Raw genomic sequence first — 21,738 nt, 5'->3', positions numbered from 1 at the left:
TGATGGATATCGCAGCGCTGAAGCGCGATCTCGAAGGCCTCAAGATCGACGACCATCCGGCCATCCTCCAGCAGAAGAGCCGCGACTTCTACTGGTACAGCCCCGTCCTCAAACAACAGCTCGACCACGTCACCGGTGACCTGATCGTGACGCCGAAGAACGAGGACGAGGTGATCCGCGTTTTGGCTGCCTGCCACCGGCACGGCGTTCCAGTCACACCGCGCGGCAGCGGCACCGGGAATTACGGACAGGCGATGCCGCTGTCAGGAGGCGTGGTGCTCAACCTCGCCGAAATGAATGAAGTGAAGGCGATCGCGCCGGGCCGCGTGGTGACCGGGCCCGGAGCGGTTCTGGCCGACATCGATCGCGCCGCGCGGGCGCATTCCGCGCAGGAACTGCGCATGTCGCCCTCCACCTACAACACCGCCTCCATCGGCGGCTTCGTCGCAGGCGGCTCTGGCGGCGTCGGCTCGATCCGCTGGGGCGGATTGCGCGATCTCGGCAATGTCATCCGGCTGCGGACCGTGACGATGGAGGCGGAGCCGCGCGTCATGGACCTCTCGGGCGAGGACGTGCTCAAGGTCATGCATGCCTATGGCACCAACGGCATTATCACCGAGGTTGAGATGCCGCTGACGGCGTCCTACGATTGGGTCGATGTCATCGTCGGCTTCGACGATTTTATGGGTGCCGCGGGCTTCGGCAACGACCTCGCCGAGCAGGACGGCATATTGGCGAAGCTGATCACGCCGATCGCGGCACCCATTCCTTACGATTATTTCAAGCGACACCAGAAGTTCTTCCGGCGCGAGCAGAGCATCGTGGTGTGCATGATCGCGCCGCACGCGATGGATGGGTTCCTCGCGTTCGTCCGGGCCAGCAAAGGCGAAATCGTCTTCCGGGCCGACCAGGAGACCGACCTCAAGGGATTGCCGCCGGCCTACGAGCTGACCTGGAACCACACGACGCTGCGCGCCATCAGGGTCGATCCGACGATCACCTATCTGCAGGCGCGCTATCCGTCGCCGGACCATCTCGCGCACGTCAAGGCGATGGTCGACCGTTTCGGCGACGAGGTGCCGGCGCATCTCGAATTCATCCGCTTCGACGGCGCGATCGGCGCCGCCGGGCTGCCGCTGGTCCGTTTCACCACGGAAGAAAGGCTCGACGAGATCATCCGTATCCACGAGGACAATGGCTGCTGGATCTTCAACCCCCATCGCTACACGCTGGAAGAGGGCGGCATGAAGCAGACTGACGAGGTTCAGCTTGCCTTCAAGCGCGAGACCGACCCGCAAGGATTGCTCAACCCCGGCAAGATGATTGCCTGGGAGAATCCGGGCTATGACTATCGCTCCGGCAAGCCGTTCCTGTTCAAGGGGCTGCAAAAGGCGAGGTGATCGCGATGAGCGCCCGGCGCTGCACCCTCCTCTGGCCTGTCGCCTTTGGCGACATCTCCCGCACAAGGGAGGAGATGTGGCATGGGACAACAGGGGTTTGTCGAGCTGACCTGCGGGATCCACTCCCGTGAACATCCTCGTGCTCTACGCACATCCGGTGGAGACCAGCTTCAACGCCGGACTGCATCGGACGATCGTCGAGCGGCTCGGCGCGGCGGGCCACACGATCGACGACTGCGACCTCTATGCCGAGGATTTCGATCCGCGGATGACGCGCGCAGAGCGGCTCGGCTACCACGATCAGCGCGGGCCGAACGAGGCGGTCGCCGGTTACATCGCAAGGCTTCAGAAGGCGGAAGCGTTGGTGCTGTCGTTTCCGGTCTGGAATTACGGCTATCCAGCTATCCTGAAGGGCTTCTTCGACCGCGTCTTCCTGCCCGGCGTATCGTTCAAGCTGGTCGACGGCAAGGTTCGGCCGACGCTGCACAACATCCGCAAGCTCGCGGCCATCACCACCTACGGCGGCAGTCGTTTTCGCGCCATGCTGATGGGCGATCCGCCGCGCAAAATGGTGAAGCGCACGCTGCGGGCCACCATCAAGCCAGGCGCCTCCGTCTCTTACCTCGCACACTATTCGATGAACCTTTCGACGGATCAGACGCGCAAGGCCTTCATGGCGAAGGTGGCCGCCAGCATGGATCAATTCTGATGCGCGTGCTGGTGGTCTATTGCCATCCGGTGCCGGAGAGCTATTGCGCCGCGATCCGCGACATGGCGATAGAGGTGCTGACGAGACGAGGCTGGGACGTAAGGCTGCTCGATCTCTATGCCGAGAAGTTCAATCCGGTGATGAGCTGCGAAGAGCGGCGCTCCTACAACGAGCGCGCGCCTGAGGATCCGGCGCTCCGGCCGCATTTCGAGCATCTGCAATGGGCCGAGGCGATCCTCTTCATCTACCCCACCTGGTGGTACGGATTGCCGGCGATGCTGAAGGGCTGGTTCGATCGCGTGTGGGCGACCGACATCGCCTTCAAGCTGCCGCGCGGCAGAGGCCGGATCCAATCGCTGATGACCCATGTGACCAAGGTCGGCGTCATCACCACCTGTGGCGCGCCGACCTGGTGGAGCGTCGTTGTCGGCCAGCCCGGCCGCAAGACGATCCTGCGCGGCATGCGCGCCATCTGCGCCCCCCGCTGCAAGACATTCTTCCTGGCGCACTACCTGATGGATTCCTCAACGCCGAAGAGCCGGACGGCGTTTCTGGCGAAGGTAAGGGCGAGGCTGGAAAGCTTTTGAGGATAGCTCTCTTCTCCCCGTTAAATGAGGAGAAGATGGCGGCAGCAGATGAGGGGCGGCGTCAACTTACAAAGGTGTGGCGCTGCCCCTCATCCGCCCTTCGGGCACCTTCTCCCCGTTGAACGGGGAGAAGGGAACGCTGCGCTACATCCGCACCCGTTCAGCCTTCGCGTCGTACATCGGCCTCAACGATGCTTCCGCGGCGAAGCGTTCGCCGGCGATCTCGACCTCGTAGGATGAGCCCAGCACATCCGCCTCGCTCTCGCCCTTGCAGGGCACATAGCCGAGCCCGATCGCGCCGCCGAGATGATGGCCGTAATTGCCCGAGGTGATCGGCCCGACGATCATGCCGTCGCGCAGGATCGCCTCGTTGTGGAATAACAGCGGCTGCGGGTCCTTGAGGCGGAACTGCACCAGCCTGCGGCTCAACCCGGCTTCCTTCTTCCTGAGCACCGCGTCACGGCCGATGAAGTCGCTCTTGGCCGTTCTCACCGCGAAGCCAAGGCCTGCCTCCAGCACATGGTCCTCGTCGGTGATGTCGTGGCCGAAATGGCGGAAGGCCTTTTCGATGCGGCAGGAATCCAGAGTATGCAGGCCGCAGAGCTTCAGCCCGACATCGGCGCCGGCTTCAATGATCGCCTCGAAGACATGGGCGGCCTGATCGGTCGAGACATAGAGTTCCCAGCCGAGCTCGCCGACATAGGTAACGCGATGGGCACGGGCCAACCCCATGCCGATCTCGATCTCCTGGAAGGTGCCGAACGGATTGGCCTGGTTGGAAAAATCGTTGGGGCTCACCTTCTGGATCAGTTTCCGCGAATCGGGGCCCATCAGGCAGATGACCGCTTCGGCAGCGGTTACATCGGTAATCACGACGAATTCGTCGGCGACGTGCCGCCTCAGCCAGGCGAGGTCACGCTGCAAGGTGGCGCCCGGCACGACGAGGAAATAGGCGGTCTCGGACAGCCGCGTCACGGTGAGGTCGCTCTCGATGCCGCCTTTGGCGTTGAGCATCTGCGTGTAGACGATCTTGCCCGGTTCCACGTCCATGTCGTTGGCGCAGAGCCGCTGCAGGAAGGCACAAGCGTCGCGGCCTTCAACGCGGATCTTGCCGAACGAGGTCATGTCGAACAGGCCGACGCCGTTGCGCACGGCGAGGTGTTCCTCGCGCTGGTTGTCGAACCAGTTCTGCCGCTCCCAGGAATAGCGGTATTCGCGCTCCTGTCCTTCGCGGGCAAACCAGTTGGCGCGCTCCCATCCGGCGACTTCGCCGAAGACGGCGCCACGGGCCTTCAAATGCTCGTGCAGAGGCGAGCGGCGCACGCCGCGCGAGGTCGCCATCTGGCGGTAGGGGAAATGATCGGCGTAGAGCAGGCCGAGCGTTTCGGAGACGCGTTCCTTGAGGTAGCGACGGTTCTTCTGGAAGGGCTGGGCCCGGCGGATGTCGACCTCCCAGAGGTCGAAAGGCGCCTCGCCGTCATTGATCCACTGCGCCAGGGCCATGCCGGCCCCGCCGGAGGAAACGATGCCGATCGAATTGTAGCCGGTCGCCATCCAGTAGCCGGAGAGTTCCGGCGCCTCGCCGAGATAGTAGCGGTCGTCGGGAGTAAAACTCTCGGGGCCGTTGAAGAAGGTGTGGATGCCGGCGGTGCCCAGCATCGGCATACGATTGACGCCCATTTCGAGGATCGGCTCGAAATGGTCCATGTCCTCGGGCAGCTGGTCGAAGCAGAAATCCTCGCGAATGCCGTCCATGCCCCAGGGTTTCGCCACCGGCTCGAAGGCGCCGAGCATCATCTTGCCGGCGTCTTCCTTGTAGTAGGCGCACTCGTCCGGCACGCGCAGCACCGGCAGGCGGGTGAGGCCGGGGATGGGCTGGGTGACGAGATAGAAATGCTCGCACGCGTGCAGCGGGATGGTGACGCCGTTCTGCCGGCCGAGCTCGCGCGCCCACATACCGGCGCAGTTGACGACGATGTCGGTCTCGATCGTGCCCTGGTCCTCGCCCTGAGCCCAGGAGACACCGGAGACGCCGCCGTTCCTGGTGTGGACCTTGGTGACCTTCACGTTTTCGATAACCGTCGCTCCGCGTTGCCGCGCGCCCTTGGCCAGCGCCATGGCGATATTGGCGGGGTCGCACTGGCCGTCGAGAGGCAAATGCACCGCGCCGACCACATCGGAGACGTTGAGATGCGGGTACAGCTCCTTGACTTCGGTTGGCGAAATCTCGCGCACGTCGACATCGAAGGCGCGGGCTAGCGAAGCCTGCCTATAAATTTCATGCTTGCGTTCCTCGGTCAGCGCCACGGTGATCGAGCCGACCTGGCGCATGCCGGTGCCGACGTCGGTCTCCGCCTCGAGCTTGACGTAGAGGTCGGCCGAGTATTTCGCCAGCCGGGTCATGTTCTGCGAGGCGCGCAACTGGCCGATCAGGCCGGCGGCGTGCCAGGTCGTGCCGCAGGTGAGCTGCTTGCGCTCAAGCAGCACGATGTCGTTCCAGCCGAGCTTGGCCAGATGATAGGCGACCGAGCAGCCGGAGACGCCGCCGCCGATAATGACCGCGCGAGCTTTGGTTGGAATGGTTTTGGTCATGCAGCCTCGCGGCGGTAGTCGGAAGCGAAGCGGCGCACGCGAAGCGCTGCTTCCTGAAGGACAGGTTCAGGCTGGCAGAGGCTGACGCGGATGTGACCGGCGGCGGCCTCGCCGAAGCTCGAGCCGGGCATGACGCCGATCTTCTCCTTGTCGAGCAGCGCCCAGGCGAATTTCTCGTCGTCGGGCTCGATGGCCGATATGTCGAGCATGACATACATGCCGCCTTCGGAGCCGCGCACGGTGACTTCATTTGCGCCGCGAATGGCGTCGAGGAACACGGCGCGGCGCCCGGCGTAACGCTCGGCTATTTCGTCCACGCCGTAGTGGTTTTCAAGCGCCTCGGCGCAAGCGATCGAGATGAAGGCCGGCAGGCCGTAGGTGGTCACCAGGTTGAGATCGGTCATCAGCGCGATCATCGCCTTCGGGCCGGTGAGCCAGCCCATGCGCCAGCCGGTCATGCCGTGGCTTTTCGACATGGAATTGATGACCAGCGTGCGCTCGGACATGCCGGGCAGCGAGCGCGGCGAGATGTGCTCGCCGCCGCCGAGCGTCCAGTAGACCTCGTCGGACAGCAACCAGAGATCGTGCTCCTTGCAGATTTCGGCCAATTGCTCGAGCCGTTCGCGCGAATAGACTGCGCCTGTCGGGTTGTTCGGGGTGTTGATCAGGATCGCGCGCGTGTTGGGCCTGAGCGCCGCGCGGATCCTGTCGGCGCGCGGCTGAAAGCCGTCCTCGGCGGGCGTCTCGACTACGGTAAAGCTGGCGCCGGCGGCGCTGAAGGTGTTGGGGTAGGTGGCATAATAAGGCGCGACGACGATGGCGTGATCGCCGGGGTCGAGCACGCCCTGCACGGCGGCGTAGAGCGCGCCCTGACCGCCGGCCGTGGCGATGACCTCGTCGGGTTCCGTCAGGACCCCAGTGCAGGCGGAGGAGGCCGCTGCCATCGCCTTGCGCAGGCGCGGCAGCCCGGAAAGCGGCGTGTAGTGGTGGTTGCTGCCGCGGACGGCGTTGACGCAGGCCTCGATCGTTTGCGGCGGCGTGTCGAAATCATGGTCGCCGACCGAGAGCACGATGATGTCCTCGCCGGCTGCCCTGCGGGTCCAGGCGGCGAAGTGGACTTCCCAGCCATCCTTGCCCGATGGCACGATGCCGGTAATGCGCTTTGATGGTTTTGGCATCAGGCTACTCCTGAGATGTGATGGCCGGCCTCAATGAGCTGGTCGCGTAGCGCAGCGATGTGAGCCGGCCCGACTTCGCAACAGCCGCCTACAATGCTGGCGCCAGTCTCGACCCAGCCCATCGCCTGGTCGGCATAGGCGTGCGGATCGAGATCATGGCGCGCGTGCAGCACGTCGACCGTGCCGCCATGCTTGAGCGCCTCGACCGAGGTGAAGCCATTGGCATAGGCGCCAACCGGACCGCCGAGGGCCAGCAGTTCCGGCAATGCGGCGGCAATGGCTTCGGGCCGGCAGCAGTTGAGCAGCCGTGCCGCCACCGGCAGATCGCCGAGGGCGCTAGCCGCGGCGGCAATGCTCTCGCCGCTGCGCAGGCGGGGCGTGCCGTGGTCGGCGAGAGTCCAGGATACCCAGACCGGCTTGCCGCTCTCGCATGCCGCGGTGACCGCCGCGCGAGCCTCGTCGGCGGAAGCCATGGTCTCGCACAGGAACAAATCGACGCCTTCTGCCTGTTCGGCGACGATGCGGCGGTAAATGGCGAGCGTGTCCTCGAAGGAGATGGTCAGCGCCGGCGCGTAGCTGCCGAACAGAGGCGAGAGGCAGCCGGCGATGGCGGCTTCACCCGCTTCGTCGCGCGCCTGCCGGGCGAGCTCGATGCCGCGCTTCTGCAGAGGCTTAAACAGCTCTTCCGCGCCCTCGCGCGCCAGGCGCTCGGGCGTGGCCGAATAGGTGTTGATGGTGATGACGCGAGCGCCGGCACGGATGAATTCCGCATGCAGGTCGCGCACCAGTTCCGGTTCGTCGATCAGCACTCTGGCCGACCACAAAGGCGTCGGTTCGGACTGACTGCGACGGACCAACTCCTGGCCCATGCCGCCATCGGTAAGAATGACGGATGTCATGCTCTCAACCTTTCGTTCTTCGGATCCCACAAAGGCTCGTCCTTCTGCACCACCGCCTTGAAACGGTCGCCGAAGATTTCGACCTCGACCGCCGTGCCGGGCTCGGTCAGGTCGGAACGCAGCATGCCGAGCGCGATCGACTTATCGACGCGATGGCCCCAGCCGCCCGACGTCGTCTCGCCGACAATCTTGCCGTCATGCCAGAGCGTCGACATATAGGGCGCGTCGCAATCGCTGGGGCTTTCTACGACCAGCGTGACGAAGCGCTTCTTCACGCCCTGCTGCCTTTCGTTGAGCAGCGCCGCCTTGCCGCGGAAGTCGGGCTTGTCCCATTTGACGAAGCGTTCGAGCCCGCCCTGCAGGATCGAATAGTCGGTCGAGAGGTCGCCTTTCCAGGCGCGGTAGCCTTTTTCCAGCCGAAGCGAATCCAGCGCGTACATGCCGAAGGGCTTTAGGCCATGCCTCTGGCCGGCGGCCCAGACCGCGTCGAAGACGGTAGCCGTGTCCGCGACCTTGGTGTGGATCTCCCAACCGAGCTCGCCGGCGAAGGAGACGCGCACCAGCTTCGCCCAGCGGCCGGCGATGGTCGTCTCCTGATGCGTCAGCCAAGGCAGGGAAAGATCGGCGTCGCAGACGTCAGCAAGAATAGCGCGCGAGTTCGGGCCGGCGAGAATCTGGGTTGAGTATTCCTCCGTGCGATCGGTCAGCCTGAAGGCCGCATCGGCCGGCATGCGCGACTTCAACCATTCGAAGTCGTGCCACTGCGCGACGGCCGCGGTGATTAGCGTCATCTGGTCCTCGCCATGGCGCACGACCGACATTTCGGTAACGATGCGGCCCTTATCGTCCGCGAAATAAACCAGGCCGATGCGGCCGGGCTTCGGCACGAGGCCGGTGACCTGCAGGGCCAGCCATTCGGCGGCGCCCGGACCTTCGAGGTTGAAACGCGAGAAGCCGGGCAGGTCGAGGATGCCGGCTGCGTCGCGCACAGCCAGGCATTCCTCGCGAACGCGCTGCTGCCATGGCCCGTCGCGGCGGAAAGTCAGCGTTGATTCTTCCGAAATGTCGTCGCCCGGTTGCGCGTACCAGGTGGCGCGCTCCCAGCCGTTATAAGCGTCGAACTGGCCACCCCGCGCTTTGACGCGCTCATGCAGCGGCGAGTGCTTGCGGTCGCGGCCGGCCGGCCAGGCGTGGCGCGGGAACTGGATGGCGTATTCGTTGCCGTAGATCTCCATGCCCTTGGCAACGCAATAGTCGGGTGCCGAAGCAAAGGCGGTGAAGCGGCGCGGATCGCAGGACCACATGTCCCATTCGGTCTGGCCCTCGGTCACCCATTCGGCCAGCACCTTGCCGGCGCCGCCACCTTGCGCAATGCCGAAGGTGAAGACGCAGGCCTCGAAAGCATTCGGCACGCCGGGCATCGGACCGATCAGCGGATTGCCATCCGGCGCGTAAGGTATCGGCCCGTTGATCACCTTGGAAAGGCCTGCGGTGCCGAGGATCGGCACACGGGCAACGGCGTCGGCAAGGTAATGCTCGAGACGGTCGAGATCGTCCGGGAAAAGCTGGAAGGAAAAATCCTCCGGCATCGGATCGTTGTGGCCGACCCAATGCGCGCGGCAATTGCGCTCATAGGGACCGAGATTCATGCCGGTCTTTTCCTGGCGCAGGTAGTAGGAGGTGTCGACGTCGCGCAGCAACGGCAATTTCTTGCCCTGTTCCTTGGTCCATGCGGCCAGCTCGGGGATTTCCTCGAACAGGATATATTGATGGCTCATCACCATCATCGGCACTTCGCGGCCGAACATTTTTCCAACTTCGGCGGCGCGATAGCCGGCGGCATTGATCACGATCTCGCAGCGGATCTCGCCCTGCGGCGTCGCCACCACCCATTCGCCGTTTTCGCGGCGAACGCCGGTGACCGGGCAGAAGCGGATGATTTTCGCGCCCATGTCGCGCGCACCCTTGGCAAGCGCCTGCGTCAATTGCGCGGGATCGATGTCGCCGTCGCTCGGGTCGTAGAGCGCGCCTTTCAGCTCATGCGTCTCGATGAAGGGGTAACGGCGCTTGATCTCGTCGAGGCCGACGAGGTCGATGTCCATGCCTTGATAGCGGCCCATGCCTTTGGCGCGCTGGAACTCCTGCATGCGCTCCTTGGTGTGGGCGAGCCGCAACGAGCCGGTGACATGGTAGTTCATCGGATAGTCGACCGCGTCGGCGAGGCCCCGGTAGAGCTCGGTAGAATAGCGCTGCATGTTCATCAGCGACCAGGACGACGAGAAGGTCGGCACGTTGCCGGCCGCGTGCCAAGTCGAGCCGGAGGTCAGCTCGTTCTTTTCCAAGAGCACGCAGTCGGTCCAGCCCGCCTTGCAAAGGTGGTAAAGTGAGGAGGCGCCAACGACACCGCCTCCGATGATCACCACGCGTGCCGTGGTCGGCAAACCGGCCATGTTCTCCTCCAACGTCAAAAGCGCGTCAGGACGCGCTTTTGATTCTTTGTTTCATGCAGGCCTTGTCCCAAAAACCGCGGCACAGTTTTGGGCGGCATGCATTGGTTCAGTACACCGGTGGCGAAACCACCCAGATGACGACCGCCGGGTCGGCGCCAGGATTGCGCCAGCGGAACGGCATGCCTTCGAAGCGGAACGAGTCGCCTTCGCTGAGCCGATGCCAGACGCCGCCGATCTCGAGCTCGAAAGTGCCCGACGCGACGTAGCCCGCTTCCTCGGTCGGGCGGCGCGCTTCGGTCTTCAATTCCGCGCCCGGCGCGAAGACCGAGCGCAGCATCTCGAAGCTACCGCCAAGATCGGGCGACAGAAGCTCCTCCACGAGGCCCGATTCGCTTGTGCCAAGCGAGCGGCGGCTGCCGGCGCGCACAACCACGCCGCGCTCCTCTTCGGCAGGCACGTCATGGCTGAAGAACAGGCTGAGCGGCACGCCGAAGAGTTCGGCGAAGGCCCGCAGGTCACCAAGCGAAGGGATCGACAAGCCGCGCTCGACCTGGCTGACCCAGCCTACTGAGCGGTCGAGCTTCAGAGCAATCTCGGCAAGCGTCAACCCGCGGGCCTTGCGCAGCGCACGAATGTCGCCGGCCAGCAGCCGCTCGCCATTGTCCTGCTCCGATCTGATGGCGGTCGAGGTCACCCGCTCCTCGTGAAAAAATCTGCTCAAATTTCATGAGAAAGCAAGTGCATGAAAAAATCAAGTGAATTTTCATGCAACGCAAGATTTGCTTGCGCCATTTTGGCGGTTGATGCAAAGCCTCGCCATCGAATCGCGAGTGGGGCGTCCGGTCGAGGACCAGTTAGTTATTTGTGTCTGCCTATGGTCGTTGCGGGAATCGGGTTGCCGGGTCCAGCCATGCGTGAAGGGACGGCCCATGCTGGAGAAGAATAACCGGAGCGCGCTCGACGCAGCGATCGTCGATGAGGCAATCATGTCGCGCCGGTCGGTACGCGCGTTTTTGCCCGACATGGTCGACGACAGCACAATCCGCGCCATCCTGACGGTCGCGGCAAGGGCACCCTCGGGGACCAACATGCAGCCCTGGCGCGTCTATGTGACCAAGGGCGAGGTGAAGCAGCGCATCAGCGAGGCCATCCTCAATTCGGGCATCCGCGCCGAAAAGGCCGAATGGGACGAGTACCGTTACTATCCCGACCAGTTCTTCGAGCCCTATCTCAGCCGGCGTCGCGCCAACGGTTTCGGCCTCTACGGCGCGATCGGCATCGGCCGGCGCGAAGTCGACAGGATGCGGGCGCAGCACGACCGCAACTTCGTCTTCTTCGACGCGCCCGTCGGCCTGATCTTCACGGTCGACCGGCGGCTCAACAAGGGCTCGTGGATCGACTACGGCATGTTTCTGCAGAACATCATGGTCGCGGCACGGGGCAGGGGCCTGCATACCTGCCCGCAGGCGGCTTTCGCGCCCTATCACCGGCAGATCCGCCCGGTGCTCGACATACCAGACGAGGAGATCGTGGTCTGCGGTATGGCGCTTGGCTATGAGGACACGTCCAAGCCCGAGAACGAATTCCGCACCGACCGCGCGCCGCTCGAAGACTGGGTGACGTTCGCGAAGTAGCTCTCCGGCGCGGATCGCAGCCCGATAGGCTAATCCGTGCTGATATGCCCGCCATGGCCGCTGACATGGGCACCGTCCTGCGGGGTGAGCCTGAAATAGGCGAGCAGCGCGCAAAGCGTGATCAAGCCTTCGACAACGAACAGGAGCCGGTAGTCGTTGACGCTCGCCTGGCCACCGCCGGCGAGCAGCGAGAGCATCGCAGCGGCCAGACCGACGCTGATCGCCACCGCCAGCTGCCAAAGGATGTAGTACAGGGCGCTGAAGCGCGAGAGCTGCTCGGGCGCGATGTCCGAGTAGGCGAGGTTGCCGGTCGAGGCCCACTGCACCGAACGGAAAAGGCCGAAGGCGAAGATGTAGGCAAGCACGATCCAGGTAGGCGTGCTTTCCTGCATCAAGGCAAAACCGGCGACCAGCAGGGCGGCGATCGGCGTGTTGACGATCAGAACCCGCTTGAAGCCGAAGCGGTTCAAGATGCGCGGCATGAAGAAGCGCATCAGCAGCGAGCCGATCGCCGCGACGAAGGTCAGCGATCCGGCCTGCACCGCGCTCATGCCGAAGCCGAGCTGGAACATCAGCGGCAGCAGGAAGACAACGGAGCTTAGCCCTATCGTGTCGAGCCCGCCGCCGGTCAGAAAGCTGATGCGGAAGGTGCGGATACGCAGCAGATTGAGGTCGAGCAAAGGGTTTCGGGCCCGCAGACAATAGAAGGCGGCGACGGTGAGGATGGCGATTGCCAGGCCAAGCTCGACGCCGATGATGCTGGCGGCGGCGTCCTTCGCGGCAAGCGAATCCATGCCGAAGACGAGCAGCGCCATGCCGCCGCCGACTAGCAGGAAGCCGGGAAAATCGAAGGGCGTGCGGACCGACTTGGTGGTCGTGGGGAACAGCGAGGCCGCGAGCAACGCGGCCGTCAGCGCGATCGGTATGTTGATGTAGAAGATCCACCGCCACGAGACGTAAGTGGTCAGCGCGCCACCGACGAGGGGCCCGACCAGCGGGCCGGACTGGCCGGCGAGCGAAATATACATGTTGATCCTGAGCGTGCGGTCGCGCGGAAAGCTCGACAGGATTACGACCTGGCCGAGGGTGCCCATCAGCGCACCGCCGAAGCCCTGCAGCGCGCGCGAGCCGACCAGCATCCAGATGTTTTCCGACAGGCCGCAGAGGGCCGAGGCGCTGGCGAAGACCAGCAGCGCAAAGCAATAGACGTTGCGCAGGCCGAAGCGGTCGGCCAGCCAGCCGCCGAGCGGCATCGTGACGATGAGGCTCGCGACATAGACGGTGATCAAAAGCCCGAGCTGGCTCGGCGGGCGGCCCAGGCTTTCGCCGATGCCGGGCAGCGCGGTCACAATGACATTCTGGTCGAGGCTGGTCATGAACACGCCGCAGGCGACGGTCGCCGGCAACAGCAGCGACGGGTCACCCGCCGGAGCAAAGCGGGTCGTGGCTGTCGCCGTAGTCTCTGCGGTCATGGAAGGATGTTGTCGAACCGGTTGGCTGAGGGCTCCGAGAGCCGCGTTCCTTATCTATCGTCTTCGCTGGCCCAAGGCTCAAGCGGCAGTTGTGGCCGTCGATAGTGCCACGCGCCGGCTGAACCAATCCCCGAGTGCTGCCTGCTCAGAGGCAAATTCGGCACGGAAAACCGCCGCGCAGTTTCCTGGAATTGCGCTTAGTGCACCTCGTAGCCGACTTCCTCGCTCGCGTGGCACAAGGACTTCCAAAAGGAGCGCGCGAAGGAGCGGAACACATAGATGTCGAATTGGTCGCCACCGGTGCGCTGGATCTGTGCAAAGACATCGTGGTGGTTGGTCGAGCGGCCGGCGCCGAGCGGGAAGGCCGGCAAGGCGAAGTCGATAGCGAAGAATTTCGCCATCACCCACTCCGCTTTCGGCCCGGCGATGCGAATCGCGGTGCGGCCATGCGAGAGATCGGTAATCGTGCCGATGGACGGCGTGATCAGGCCGGTGAACGCGGAAGCCAGGCCCTCGGCCTCGTCAACCACGGTGAATTTGCCCGGCGCGAATCCGAACGCGGCTTTCGCGCCGTTGACGACGCCGCCGCCGGCTCCATCCGGCAGGGCAAGGCCTGTCACCTTGTATATGCCGGACATCAGCCGCTTCTCCTCGCCCGGCCATGCTGCGAGCTGCAGGATCGAGCCCGGCCGCGTTTCGGACAGGATGACGTCAACGCCATGCTCGAAATTGCCGTGCGAGCCTGGATGATAGACCGGTTCAAGCGGCGACAGGCGCTCAGGCAATTGCCGCTCGGGAAGTTGTCGTTCAACCATGCATGCGGCTCCCGTCCGGATCATAGAAATGGTTGGAGACGATCTCGACCGGCCCGAACCGGTTGCGCAGCGGATCGGAGACGAAGGCGCGCGTGCCGTGGCGCGCCTTGCCGCCTTTGACCAGCGCAAGCGCTATGTATTTGCCGAGCGCCGGCGAATAGCAGCAGGCGGTGATATGGCCGATCGAATCGTGCGGGTTCGCTTCGTCGAGTTCCTCGACGATGTGTCCGCCACCGTTGAGCGCGCGGTTGTCGAGAGCGATCAAGCCGACCAGTTCCAGCCGGTCCGGGGCGATCAGGCCTTCGCGATCCATCATGGCGGAACCGATGAAGGGCTTCTTCTTCGACAGCATCCAGTCGAGATGCAGGTCGCGCGCCGTGGTGCGGCCGTCGATCTCCGCGCCGGTGACGTGGCCCTTCTCGATGCGCATGGTGCCAAGCGCCTCGAGCCCGTAGGCGACCAGGCCGAAAGGCTTGCCGGCCTCGATGAGAGCCTCCCAAACGCGCGTTCCATAGCCGGCGCCGGAATAGACCTCGAAAGCCATCTCGCCGGAGAAGGAGAGGCGGCAGATCATCACCGGCACGCCGGCGATCTCACCGTGCACAATGCCCATGAAGGGAAGCGCGGCGTTGTCGACGGCCGTGCCCTTCACGCAGGCAGCGAGGATCGCCCTGGCTTTCGGTCCGCCGATCGCGGCCCCCGCCCACTCGTCGGTGACGGAGGTGACGGTGACCTTCAGTTCCGGCCAGATCACGTCGAGGAAATACTCCAGATGCTGCATCACCTTGCCGGCATTGGCGGTGGTGGTGGTCATCAGGAAATCCTGTTCGCCAAGCCGCCATGTGGTGCCGTCGTCGAAGGCAAGCCCATCCTCGCGCAGCATCAGACCGTAGCGGGCCTTGCCGACCGCGAGGGTGGAAAACATGTTCGTGTAAACGCGGTCGAGGAATTCCGCCGCATCCGGGCCCTGAACGGCGATCTTCCCAAGCGTCGAGACATCGACGATGCCGGCGCTCTCACGCGTTGCCGCGGCCTCGCGGACATAGGCCTGCTCGACCGTCTCGCCGGCGAGACCGTAGATCATCGGGCGGTACCAGAGACCGGCCGCATACATGGTCGCGCCGTTGTCGATGTGCCAGTCGTGCATCGGCGTCAGCCGCTCGGGCTTCAGGTCGCCGAAGCGCTCGGCCGCCAGCGAGCCGATCGACACGGCCGTGTAGGGCGGCCGGAACCGCGTCGTACCGACTTCGGGGATCGGCTTGCCCAGCGCCTCGGCCATGATGGCGAGGCCCGGCACGTTGGAGTTTTTGCCCTGGTCGGTCGCCATGCCGAGCGTGGTGTAGCGCTTCAGATGCTCGACCGAGACGAAGCCCTCGCGGTGCGCGAGCCGCACATCCTCGGCGGTCACGTCGTGCTGGAAATCGACGAAGCTTTTGCCCTTGGCCTTGATCTCGAAGACCGGTGCCGGATCCGGTTCGCCGGGGACGGCCTCCACGACGAGTAGCGGAGCGGAGGACGCGCTTCCGCCGGCGGCCTGAAGGCCAGCCGCGCGGCCTTCGGCAATGGCTTCCGCGGTCGTGAAACTGCCGGTGAAGGCGCCGGCGCCGATCCAGCGCTGCGTCGGCTGCGGCGGCAGGAAGGCCTGCCTGGCAGGGTTCCATATGGCCCTGGCTCCAGCCTGGCTGGCGAGATGGATCGTCGGTGACCAGCCGCCCGACATCAACAGGCAGTCGGCATGGATGCTGCGCTCATCGCCGCTCAGCGCGCCGTTCATCAATTCGAAGCGCCGCACCTTGAGACCGGTGAGCGCCTTGCCGCCTTCGGTCGCAACCACGGCATGGCCGGCAAGCAGCTCTGCTTCGGCCTGGCTCGCCAGCCTGCTCATCTCGTTCGACACGTCGCTGCGGACATCGACGATGGCGACGACGGCGGCCCCGGCCTTCTTCAGTGCAACGGCGGAACGATAGGCGCTGTCATTGTTGGTGAACAGTGCGATGCGTTCACCGGGCAGCACGCCATATTCATTGGCGTAGCGTTCGGCCGCATGCGCCAGCATGACGCCCGGACGATCGTTGCCGGGGAATACCAGCGGACGCTCGAAGGAGCCGGTGGCGAGAACCACCGTTTTGGCGCGGATCGCCCAGTAGCGCTGGCGCGGCTCGCCCTTGGCCGGAACTTCCTTGTGGTCCGTCACCCGTTCGAGCGCGGCCAGCGTGTTGCCGTCGTAATAGCCCCACACCGTCGTGCGCGGCAGAAGGCGGACATTGTCATTGCCTTCGAGCTGGCCGACGATGCGCGCCGCCCAGTCGGCTGCCGACGCCCCGTCGATGGTTTCGCCCGACCAGTTGGCGGAGCCGCCGAACTTTGCTTCGAGCTCGGCCAGGATCACGCGGGCGCCCTGGTCGGCCGCGGCCTTCGCCGCCATCAGCCCGGCCGGGCCGGAACCGACGACCAGCACGTCGCAGAAGGCGTTCATGCGCTCGTAGCGCGAGGTATCGGGCGCGGTGCCGGCTCTGCCGAGGCCGGCGGCGCGGCGGATGAAATGCTCGCAGAACATCCAGAAGCGCGTGCCTTTCAACGGACCGATCACCGGTCCCATGAAGGTCTTGTAATAGAAGCCGGCCGACAGGAGCTTGCCGCCGAGCTGGTTGAGCGCGCCGATATCCCAGGCGAGCGAGGGGGAGCGGTTCTGGCTGACCGCGACCAGCCCGTCATAGATCTCGACCATGGTGACGGGAATGTTGGGCTCGCGCACCTCGCCGCGCAGCACCGTCACCAGAGCGTTCGGTTCCTCGACGCCGGCGGCGAGCAGGCCGCGCGGGCGATGGTATTTGAACGAACGGCCGAACAGCGTCACGCCATTGGCGAGCAGCGCCGAAGCGAGCGTGTCGCCGGCGTGTCCGGTATAGCGCGCGCCGTCGAAGGTGAAGCGGATGGTGCGCAGCCGGTCGATGCGGCCGCCGGTTTCTGTGCGGCGAGGGCTCACTGGTGGCCTCCCGCTTTGTGGCCCGCGGACTTGTGTCCGCCACGGGCAAAGGCAGTGCTCAAGATTTCATGGGTTAAGGTGTTTCGCACCACCCGCAGATGCGCGCGGCAGCCGCCGGAATGCTGCCAGATCTCATTGTGGTCGCCGGCCGGGTTCAGCCGGTCGTAGACATAGGCATTCCAGGCGTCGAGATCCTGCGAGGCAGGCTGCGGCCGCTCGCGGTTGCCGTCGCCCTGGTAGGTGAACTCAATGACATCGCGCGGGCCGCAATAGGGACAAGTGATCAGCATATGATTCGAAACCTAATGCAGCCGCGGCGTCGCGCCCTGGCCTTTGTCGTCGATGATGAGGCCGCGATAGAAACGGTCGAGCGTGAAGGGCGCGTTGAACTCGTGCGGCTCGTCCTTGGCGATGGTCCAGGCAAAGCACCATCCTGAGGCTGGCGTTGCCTTGAAGCCGCCATAACACCAGCCGCAATTGAGATACATGCCGGGCAGCGGGCCGGTGGTGATGATCGGCGAACCGTCCATCGTCATGTCACAAAGCCCGCCCCAGGAGCGCAGCATGCGCACCCGCGCCAGGCCCGGGAAGAGTGCCAGCATCTCGCTCATCACCTCGTCGACGACGGGCAGGCTGCCGCGCTGGGCATAGCTGTTGTAGCCGTCGAGGTCCCCGCCATAGACGAGGCCGCCCTTGTCGGATTGCGAGATGTAGAAGTGGCCCATGCCGAAGGTGAGAACGGTGCCGATGATCGGCTTCAGCGGTTCCGAGACGAAGGCCTGCAGAACGTGGCTTTCGATCGGCATATGCGAAATGCCGGCAAGCTGCATGACTTGGCCAGTGCTGCCGGCCACCGCAAGCGCCACCTTCTTGGCGCGGATATCGCCGCGCGTCGTCGTCACACCGGTGATGCGGTCGCCGTCGCGCAGGAAGCCGGTGACCTCGCAATTCTCGATGACGTCGACGCCGCGCCGGTCGGCGCCGCGCGCATAGCCCCAGGCGACGGCGTCGTGGCGCGCGGTTCCGGCACGCGGCTGCATCAGCCCGCCAAGGATTGGAAATCGCGCCGAGCCCGAAACGTCCAGGGCCGGAACAAGGCGCTTGATCTCTTTGACGCTCATCAGTTCGGCGTCGACGCCGAGATGACGCATGGCATTGCCGCGCCTTGCGTAGTCGTCGAGCTGAGCCGGCGTGTGCGCGAGGTTCAGGCAGCCCCGCTGGGAGAACATGACGTTGTAGTTGAGGTCATGCGACAGGTTCTCCCACAGCTTCATCGAATGTTCGTAGAAGCGGGTGTTCTGCGGCAAAAGATAGTTGGAGCGCACCGCCGTGGTGTTGCGCCCGACATTGCCCGAGCCCAGCCAGCCTTTTTCCAGCACCGCGACATTGGTGATGCCGTGCTCCTTGGCGAGGTAATAGGCGGTCGAGAGCCCATGGCCGCCGCCACCGATGACGATCACATCATAGGACGCCTTGGGGTCCGGCTTGCGCCAGGCCGGTTTCCAGTCCTGGTTGCCGTTGAGCGCGTTCTTGAGCAGCGAAAAGGCTGAGTATTCCGCCATTCTTCCTGTCGTCCTTTTGGTGCGAGCCGGCAGACTATAGAGCAGGCGAGAAGCGCAAAGCCAAGATTGCGCCATCGCTTTTCGACAGGCCGACTTCGATCCGCGCCGAGGCCCGCGGATGGAGACGTCTTGCCGCCTGATAGGCCGGTCTTTATCAAGGGCAGGATTTTCGAAGATTTTTCGGCCGTGAGTCGCCCGTCACGTCATGATTTTCCGACTGCTCCGCCTGATCCTGATCGCCATTGTCGCCGTCGCGGCGCAGCCCTCGCCCGGCGCGATGGCGCAGGCGATCGGCCAGGGCTCCACGCAGCTCATCGCCGACCAGACCAAGGCCATCCAGGATCTGACGGCCAAGACCGACGGACTGGAGAAGAAGTTAAGCGCCCCAGACCAGGACGATGCCGGCCTTGTCGATATCCGCTTGCAGCTCGAGGATATTTCACGGGCAGCGCTGAACAGCGCGCTCGCGTTCCGATCGCGCCTCAACGACATCAATGCGCGCATCCAGGTATTGGGGCCGCCGCCGGCCCAGGGGCAGCCGCCGGAGCCGGCGATCGTCGCCAACGAGCGCGCGGCGCTTACGGCCGAGAAGGCCGAGATCAACGCCGTGGTCGCCGGCGCGCAGAACCTGTCCATCCGCATCAGCGGGCTGGTCGACAGGATCGCCACGCTACGCAGTCAGCTTTTCCGCAGCGTTCTGACGAAACGCTACGAGTTGAGCGATGCGCTGAGCCCGCAGGCCTTTTCCGACGCGCACGACCAGTTCACCGGCCTCTACAAGGCGGTGGCGTCCTGGCTCACCTTCGCATTGAAGTTCAAGTTCCAGGCGATGCTTGCGGCGACGCTGATGGCGCTGGCGCTGGCGGCCGTGCTGCTGATCGGGGGCAGGCGTCTCTTCGGCCGCATCTTCGAGGCCGATGCTTCGGTCGAAGAGCCGTCGTACCTGAGCCGGCTTTCGGTGGCGTTCTGGTCGACGCTGCTGCCGACCGTGGCGCTCGGCGCGTTCCTCGCCTCGACCGTGTTCTTCTTCAACTATTACAACGTCCTGCGCGGCGACATCGGCGAATTCCTCAACGCGCTGCTCTCGGTCGTCGCGGTGGCGTTCTGCGTCAACCGGCTGACCAATGCCGCCCTAGAGCCGCGGCTGCCGAACTGGCGGCTTATTCCAGTCGCAACCGGACCGGCGCGTTGGCTGGTGCGGCTGGCCACCGCCATGGCCGTGGTCCTCGGCTTCAACTACTTCCTGTCCGTCGTCAACGAGAAGATGGGCTCGCCGCTGTCGCTGACGATCGCCAGGAGCTTCGTTGCCACCGTCATCGTGGGCGTCATCCTGATCCTGATGGGTGTGCTGAAGCCTTTCAGGGCGAAGGACGGCTCGTGGCGTCCGTGGCCGGCTTGGCTTCGCTTCATTGCCATCGGGCTCGGCGTCTCCACAATCGCCGCGGCACTGCTCGGCTATATCGGTCTTGCGCTTTTCGTCTCTATTCAGGTCGTCGTCACCGGCACCACGCTGATCACCGCCTATATCGGCTTCCTGTCGGCGCGGGCGATCGGCGAGGAGGGCGGCTTCGCCGACACTTCGGTCGGGCGCTGGCTGTCAGCCAATTCCAGCTATGAGGACACCGCGCTCGACCAGCTCGGCCTGGTGGTCAGCATCGCCATCAACCTGATGATCGTGCTGGTGTTCCTGCCGCTGATCCTCTTGATGTGGGGCTTCCAGCCCGGCGATATCGAAACCTGGGCCTTTAAGCTCGCAACGGGCGTGACCATCGGGTCGGTGACCATCTCGGTGCTCGGCATCCTCACCGGCATCGTCGTTTTCGCCATCGGCTATTTTCTCACGCGTTGGTTCCAGGGTTGGCTCGACGGCTCGGTCATGGCGCGCGGCAAGGTCGACACCGGCGTGCGCAATTCGATCCGGCTGGCGGTTGGCTATGCCGGCGTCGCGCTTGCAGCGCTGGTCGGCATATCGGCGGCGGGCATCGATCTTTCCAATCTGGCGCTGGTCGCCGGCGCACTTTCGCTGGGTATCGGCTTCGGCTTGCAGAACGTCGTCTCGAACTTCGTCTCCGGGCTGATCCTGCTTGCCGAGCGACCGTTCAAGGTCGGGGACTGGATCGTCGCCGGCGACATCAGCGGCACGGTCAGAAAGATAAGCGTGCGCGCCACCGAGATCGAGACGTTCCAGCGCCAGTCGGTGATCCTGCCGAACTCGAACCTCATCAACAATGCGGTCGGCAACTGGACGCACCGCAACAAGCTTGGCCGCGTCGACATCAAGGTGGGCGTCGCCTATGGCAGCGACGTCAAGCGCGTCCACGCCGTCCTGCTCGGTATTTGCCGCGCCCATCCGATGGTGCTCAAGAACCCCGAGCCCTTTGTGCTGTTTGCCAATTTCGGCCCGGCTGCACTGGAATTCGAGATCCGCGTGTTCGTGGCCGACGTGTTGAACGGCAGCATCGTCCAGAACGACATCCGTTTCGCGATCTTCGACATCTTCGAAGACGAGCACATCGAGATCCCGTCGGCGCCCCGCGCCGTGGTCGAGAGCAAGAAGCGTGAGTCATGGCCGATCGACGACGACAAGATCGAGGCCGAATTCGCCGAACGCGAGCGGCTGGAAGCGGAGGCCGCGGCCGAGCAGGCGCGTCTGGCTAAAACCAAGAGAAGAGGCCGCAAGCCCGACCCCGACTAGCTTTGGCGGCCGCCGAAGCCGATTGTGGCATGAATGCGGCATTCAGTTGCGGTTCACGTTACATCTCATATAAGCTCTCACGCCAAGGGCGAGAATGCCTTGCGAAATTGAACAGAGGCGGTGTGGAAACACCGGAATTGCAATGTGGAAGTCTGTCGTTGCCGCCGTCGCTTTCCTGGCCCTTAGCGGTTCGGCTTTTGCCGCCAGCGCGGTCAACAAGGACGCCCAGACGCGGACGTTGATCGTGACCGAAGGCGGCGGCAAGACCGAGCTGGCGCTGGCCGCCGGCGAGACGGTGGAGTTCTGCCCGAATGGCTGCTTCGTCACTCTGCCCAATGGTGATCTCGAAGCGCTGACCGGTTCGGAAACGGTCGAGATCTCCGGCGGCGTCGCGCGGATCAAGTAAGAACTCCTTGAATATGATCGGCAAGGCCGGGCGTTTGTCCGGCCTTTTATCGTTCCGGTAGCCGCTGCTTAACGATAACGCCGGAAGTGTTCCCGTCGTGGTTAAGCTCAAGACTGCCAGCTGCCAGGTCGGCTTCCAGGCCTAGGACTTCGGGGTTTTCGCCTGAGCGAAATCGCATGTGGAGCCGAGCTGGCGCGCCGGGTCGCGCGGCATCCGCGATGTGTCGCAAACAGGCGGTAGCTCAATCTGCGTCCTCTGCATATTCTGGCGCAATTCGAACGGGCGCCGGCGCGCCCGCTTTAGCACTTTGGAGTCGCGGGCATGGCAGAGTTTCCGAAAAAGGCGAAGGTCGT

Annotated in this window: 16 protein-coding genes; 6 read left to right on the top strand and 10 right to left on the bottom strand. The window is 64.4% G+C overall.

The features are described 5' to 3' along the window. Positions 1-2: 2 nt before the first annotated feature. The 3 genes from EOA49_RS11900 (at position 3) to EOA49_RS11890 (ending at position 2,696) form a co-directional block, all read left to right on the top strand. On the top strand, positions 3-1,400 hold the full coding sequence (locus tag EOA49_RS11900; protein WP_127239523.1) for an FAD-binding oxidoreductase: 1,398 nt from the start codon (positions 3-5) through the stop codon (positions 1,398-1,400). A 127-nt stretch (positions 1,401-1,527) separates the two neighbouring features. After that, complete coding sequence (locus EOA49_RS11895; protein ID WP_067329247.1) at positions 1,528-2,109, top strand: NAD(P)H-dependent oxidoreductase; 582 nt, start codon at positions 1,528-1,530, stop codon at positions 2,107-2,109. Beyond that, the gene (locus EOA49_RS11890) at positions 2,109-2,696 is read left to right on the top strand and encodes an NAD(P)H-dependent oxidoreductase (protein ID WP_095778509.1); all 588 of its coding nucleotides are present in this window, start codon (positions 2,109-2,111) and stop codon (positions 2,694-2,696) included. Before EOA49_RS11895 ends, EOA49_RS11890 begins: the two co-directional genes overlap by 1 nt. Before the next feature lie 144 nt (positions 2,697-2,840). Here the strand turns inward: EOA49_RS11890 and EOA49_RS11885 are convergent, their stop codons facing one another. From EOA49_RS11885 to EOA49_RS11865, 5 genes are all read right to left on the bottom strand, one after another. After that, positions 2,841-5,288, bottom strand: coding sequence for an FAD-dependent oxidoreductase (locus EOA49_RS11885; RefSeq protein ID WP_127239511.1), 2,448 nt, complete (start codon positions 5,286-5,288; stop codon positions 2,841-2,843). Next, entirely contained in the window at positions 5,285-6,466 is a 1,182-nt protein-coding gene (locus EOA49_RS11880; protein ID WP_127239512.1) for a pyridoxal phosphate-dependent aminotransferase, read from the bottom strand. Before EOA49_RS11880 ends, EOA49_RS11885 begins: the two co-directional genes overlap by 4 nt. Further along, positions 6,466-7,365: a homocysteine S-methyltransferase family protein gene (locus EOA49_RS11875; protein ID WP_127239513.1), complete on the bottom strand. Its 900-nt coding sequence runs from the start codon at positions 7,363-7,365 to the stop codon at positions 6,466-6,468. Before EOA49_RS11875 ends, EOA49_RS11880 begins: the two co-directional genes overlap by 1 nt. Then, the gene (locus tag EOA49_RS11870) at positions 7,362-9,815 is read right to left on the bottom strand and encodes an FAD-dependent oxidoreductase (RefSeq protein ID WP_127215424.1); all 2,454 of its coding nucleotides are present in this window, start codon (positions 9,813-9,815) and stop codon (positions 7,362-7,364) included. Before EOA49_RS11870 ends, EOA49_RS11875 begins: the two co-directional genes overlap by 4 nt. A gap of 106 nt (positions 9,816-9,921) precedes the next feature. Continuing rightward, positions 9,922-10,509, bottom strand: a complete 588-nt coding sequence (locus EOA49_RS11865) for an XRE family transcriptional regulator (protein WP_197507521.1) — start codon at positions 10,507-10,509, stop codon at positions 9,922-9,924. A gap of 235 nt (positions 10,510-10,744) precedes the next feature. On the opposite strand from EOA49_RS11865, the gene EOA49_RS11860 reads away from it, so the two are divergent. After that, positions 10,745-11,449, top strand: coding sequence for a nitroreductase (locus tag EOA49_RS11860; RefSeq protein WP_127239514.1), 705 nt, complete (start codon positions 10,745-10,747; stop codon positions 11,447-11,449). A gap of 29 nt (positions 11,450-11,478) precedes the next feature. Here the strand turns inward: EOA49_RS11860 and EOA49_RS11855 are convergent, their stop codons facing one another. The 5 genes from EOA49_RS11855 to EOA49_RS11835 form a co-directional block, all read right to left on the bottom strand. Continuing rightward, the gene (locus EOA49_RS11855) at positions 11,479-12,921 is read right to left on the bottom strand and encodes an MFS transporter (protein WP_127239515.1); all 1,443 of its coding nucleotides are present in this window, start codon (positions 12,919-12,921) and stop codon (positions 11,479-11,481) included. A gap of 197 nt (positions 12,922-13,118) precedes the next feature. Beyond that, positions 13,119-13,706, bottom strand: a complete 588-nt coding sequence (locus EOA49_RS11850; protein WP_127239524.1) for a sarcosine oxidase subunit gamma — start codon at positions 13,704-13,706, stop codon at positions 13,119-13,121. A gap of 22 nt (positions 13,707-13,728) precedes the next feature. Continuing rightward, positions 13,729-16,722, bottom strand: a complete 2,994-nt coding sequence (locus tag EOA49_RS11845) for a sarcosine oxidase subunit alpha (protein WP_127239516.1) — start codon at positions 16,720-16,722, stop codon at positions 13,729-13,731. Next, entirely contained in the window at positions 16,719-17,012 is a 294-nt protein-coding gene (locus EOA49_RS11840) for a sarcosine oxidase subunit delta (RefSeq protein ID WP_067329272.1), read from the bottom strand. The genes EOA49_RS11845 and EOA49_RS11840 overlap by 4 nt, the downstream gene beginning before the upstream one ends. Positions 17,013-17,024: 12 nt before the next feature. Continuing rightward, positions 17,025-18,284, bottom strand: coding sequence for a sarcosine oxidase subunit beta (locus EOA49_RS11835; RefSeq protein ID WP_127239517.1), 1,260 nt, complete (start codon positions 18,282-18,284; stop codon positions 17,025-17,027). 205 nt (positions 18,285-18,489) lie between these two features. Here EOA49_RS11835 and EOA49_RS11830 point away from each other — a divergent pair, with 205 nt between their 5' ends. Together EOA49_RS11830 and EOA49_RS11825 are read left to right on the top strand one after the other, a co-directional pair. After that, the gene (locus EOA49_RS11830; protein WP_127243163.1) at positions 18,490-20,979 is read left to right on the top strand and encodes a mechanosensitive ion channel family protein; all 2,490 of its coding nucleotides are present in this window, start codon (positions 18,490-18,492) and stop codon (positions 20,977-20,979) included. Between the two features lie 142 nt (positions 20,980-21,121). Next, positions 21,122-21,385, top strand: coding sequence for a hypothetical protein (locus tag EOA49_RS11825; RefSeq protein WP_066999629.1), 264 nt, complete (start codon positions 21,122-21,124; stop codon positions 21,383-21,385). Positions 21,386-21,738: the final 353 nt, after the last annotated feature.

It is taken from the genome of Mesorhizobium sp. M1A.F.Ca.IN.020.04.1.1 (assembly GCF_003997315.1).
In the GTDB taxonomy this organism is placed as follows: Bacteria; Pseudomonadota; Alphaproteobacteria; order Rhizobiales; family Rhizobiaceae; genus Mesorhizobium.
Note: the sequence above shows the minus strand (reverse complement) of the source record. Positions and strands in the feature narration are given on the sequence as shown.